The 2,568-nt window shown below is 53.3% G+C and carries 3 protein-coding genes; all 3 read left to right on the top strand.

The features are described from left to right. Nucleotides 1-127 precede the first annotated feature (127 nt). Genes B3P58_RS04015 through B3P58_RS04005 form a run of 3 tightly spaced genes read left to right on the top strand, consistent with a single transcriptional unit; the run spans nt 128 to nt 2,551 of the window. Complete coding sequence (locus B3P58_RS04015) at nt 128-1,507, top strand: peptidoglycan recognition protein family protein (protein WP_286716178.1); 1,380 nt, start codon at nt 128-130, stop codon at nt 1,505-1,507. After that, a complete protein-coding gene (locus B3P58_RS04010) occupies nt 1,494-2,057 on the top strand; it encodes a hypothetical protein (RefSeq protein WP_225690994.1) in 564 nt (187 codons plus the stop codon). The genes B3P58_RS04015 and B3P58_RS04010 overlap by 14 nt, the downstream gene beginning before the upstream one ends. A gap of 2 nt (nt 2,058-2,059) precedes the next feature. Next, nucleotides 2,060-2,551, top strand: a complete 492-nt coding sequence (locus B3P58_RS04005; protein WP_145469113.1) for a hypothetical protein — start codon at nt 2,060-2,062, stop codon at nt 2,549-2,551. The last annotated feature ends 17 nt before the right edge of the window (nt 2,552-2,568 follow it).

Here is a 2,568-nt window from a genome sequence, read left to right as displayed (position 1 = left end):
CTGCTATATAAACCGCCTGCGGGGTAACCTGCCGGCGGTTTTTTTATGCTCTTCGCGTGGTGGCGGTTGGTCAACAGGCGCGAAAAGGGTATCTTGTCGGCAACGATCTCATACACAGGGAGGATGTATGCAAGCCGTACCTCTGGAATTGCTCATCAATGGCCTGACGGTAGCCGCCGGTGCTGCCTTACTGGTCGAACGGTTTACCGAAATTCTCAAGCACGTAAAAGAGCGCGCCAACAAATTCTTTCTTGAACGTGATGCTGAAGCGGCCAGACTGGCAGCGCTGAAAACGGCGCAGCAACAGGCCGCAGCCATTCAGCAGCATTTACAGGCCGGCCATGCACCCGACGTTGCGGTCTTGAAAGCGGCTGCCGCCTCTGCTGAAAGTTCCGCTGCCGGAACAGACAACGACACCGCTTCTTTTGAACAGCATACGGCCATCAGCGTTGTTCCTATTCCCGTTATCTCCACAGAAAGTGCTGCGCTTAATTTATTTATGCGCCTGGCCCCTTTGGGGTTGGGCATTATTCTCGCCGGTATTTTTGATCTGCATTTATTAGCGATGTTTACCGGACAAACCGTAACAGATATTCCAACGCTGTGGGGGCAGGGCAATTGGCACGCAATTATGCTGCAATCGCTGGACACTCTGTTGTCGGGCTTATTGATTGGTGGTGGCAGTCAGCCGGTGCATGTGCTGCTGCTGTTTTTAACCACCCGCCGCTTAACCGACAGTGAGAAGCAGGCGCTGCAACAGGTGGTTGATCCGGGAGAAGAAGCACACTGCCAGCCTGTACCGCAGGCGCCGGAAGTTGCCGCAGCGACTAACGATGATCGTGGCGGCAGCCTTTTAGCCGGCCCGGATATTCACTATGCCGGCGGCGTTAATCCGCAGAGTCTGGAACAGGTTCACCGCCGCAGCGGTGATCCGGAGCAGATTGTTGTACACCACACGGCGATGAATTCGGCGTTGGGTTTTAATGCCATTGTGGATGAATTTATCGGGCAGAAAAAATGGCTTACCGGTTATCACTGCGTGATTATGCCCGATGGCAGTATCCGCCCGTTCTGTCGCTGGGACCGTATGGGTAATCATGCCAAGGGGCACAATGACCGCACGCTGGGCATTGCCTTTCATGGCAATTTTCATAATCAGGAACATGATCGTTTTGCCAACAGCGATGGCCGCTATGGCGCGCTGAAACCGACCGCTGCGCAGCTGGATGCCGGAGCCCGGGTGATAGCCCTGTGGCTGAATCTGTATCCGCAGATGTCCGGCGTGCTGACACAGGCAGTAGTACCGCACCGTGCACTGGAAGGCGCTGACACCGTGTGTCCGGGAAATCAGTTTCCTTTTGCCGAATTACTCAGTCGTACCGATGCCTATTGCAGCGCCTGGCAAACATCCGCCACAGCTCAGGCCGGGCTGCAGGCATTTCGCCAGAAACCCTATATTTATGCCCTGAGCACAACCAGCGCAGGAGGTCAGCATGGACAGCTTTGATTCCGCCTTAATTATGCTTTGCAGTGCGTTGTTTTTCTCCTTGTTACTGGAGCGCCTGCTGGAAATTCTGAAAGCCCTGTACGATTTTTTTGAAGTGCGGCTGGGCTATCAGAGTTACTGGAACCGCACTGCGCAACGTCTCAGTGAACAACTGGATGGTCTGCGTCAGGCGGGACGTGTTCAGGCGGAAGTGAGCAAAGCGGTCAACGATTATTTACGCACCGATTATCCGGGTCTGGAAGGTGTGGAAGCTTTATCGGCGGCGACGCTGCGCTCGCTGACTATTAAAGCCGTCAGTAAAATTCTGGCCATTATTATTGGTATATTGCTGGCGTTGCTGTTGGGCATTAATTTATTTGCCTTAATCGAACAGCTGAACAGCCAGATCGGCGGTGCGGCCTATGACGGCTATTTTTCCAGCCGTTATATCCCCGGCTGGCTGGGAGAATGTCTGACCGGTATTGCTATTGGTCTGGGCAGTGGTCCGCTGCATAAAATTATTGAAGCACTGGAAAAATCCCGCAAAAACCGCACGGATAAAGGAGCCTGAACATGGACAAGCTGCATATTGGTTTATGGCTCGCCGAACATCTGGATACCGTGATTGGTTTTGTATTATTACTCGGTGCTTGCCTGATGCTGCCGAAAAGTGTGCGTTGGTATGTTTTTACCGGTGGCGCTGCTTTGCTGTTGATGAACCTTTGGCAGGTGGCGCGAGCACGGGAAAAATTAAAAAAACTGGATAGTGAACGTTCTGCCCTGCAGGAGCAGCTGAGCGGATTAAAAGACGCCAGCGAGCAACTGAAGCAGCGTAATCAGGAGCTGGAAAAACAATCGGCTGAACTTGAGCAGCAACGTCAGGCGTTATTGCAGCGCCAGCAGGATCTTGCCAGTGGCGATGCGGCATTGCAGCAACAGCAGGAAGACATTAACCGTCAGGTTAACAACCACGCTGAGCAGCGCAATGCATTGCAGGACGAAAACCAGCGCGTGCTGGATGCGCTGGCCAAACTGAAACAACTGGAAGCAACCTCACAACTCTGACGGAGGCTATATGCTGG

Source organism: Thalassolituus sp. UBA2009, from assembly GCF_002335285.1.
GTDB lineage: Bacteria > Pseudomonadota > Gammaproteobacteria > Pseudomonadales > Oceanobacteraceae > Venatoribacter > Venatoribacter alkanivorans.
This window is presented reverse-complemented; position numbering and strand designations above follow the sequence as displayed.

Excerpts from the sequence above, each read along its gene's own strand:
- B3P58_RS04015 (WP_286716178.1), top strand. The coding sequence starts at position 128 with ATGCAAGCCGTACCTCTGGAATTGCTCATCAATGGCCTGACGGTAGCC.
- B3P58_RS04010 (WP_225690994.1), top strand. The coding sequence starts at position 1,494 with ATGGACAGCTTTGATTCCGCCTTAATTATGCTTTGCAGTGCGTTGTTT.
- B3P58_RS04005 (WP_145469113.1), top strand. The coding sequence starts at position 2,060 with ATGGACAAGCTGCATATTGGTTTATGGCTCGCCGAACATCTGGATACC.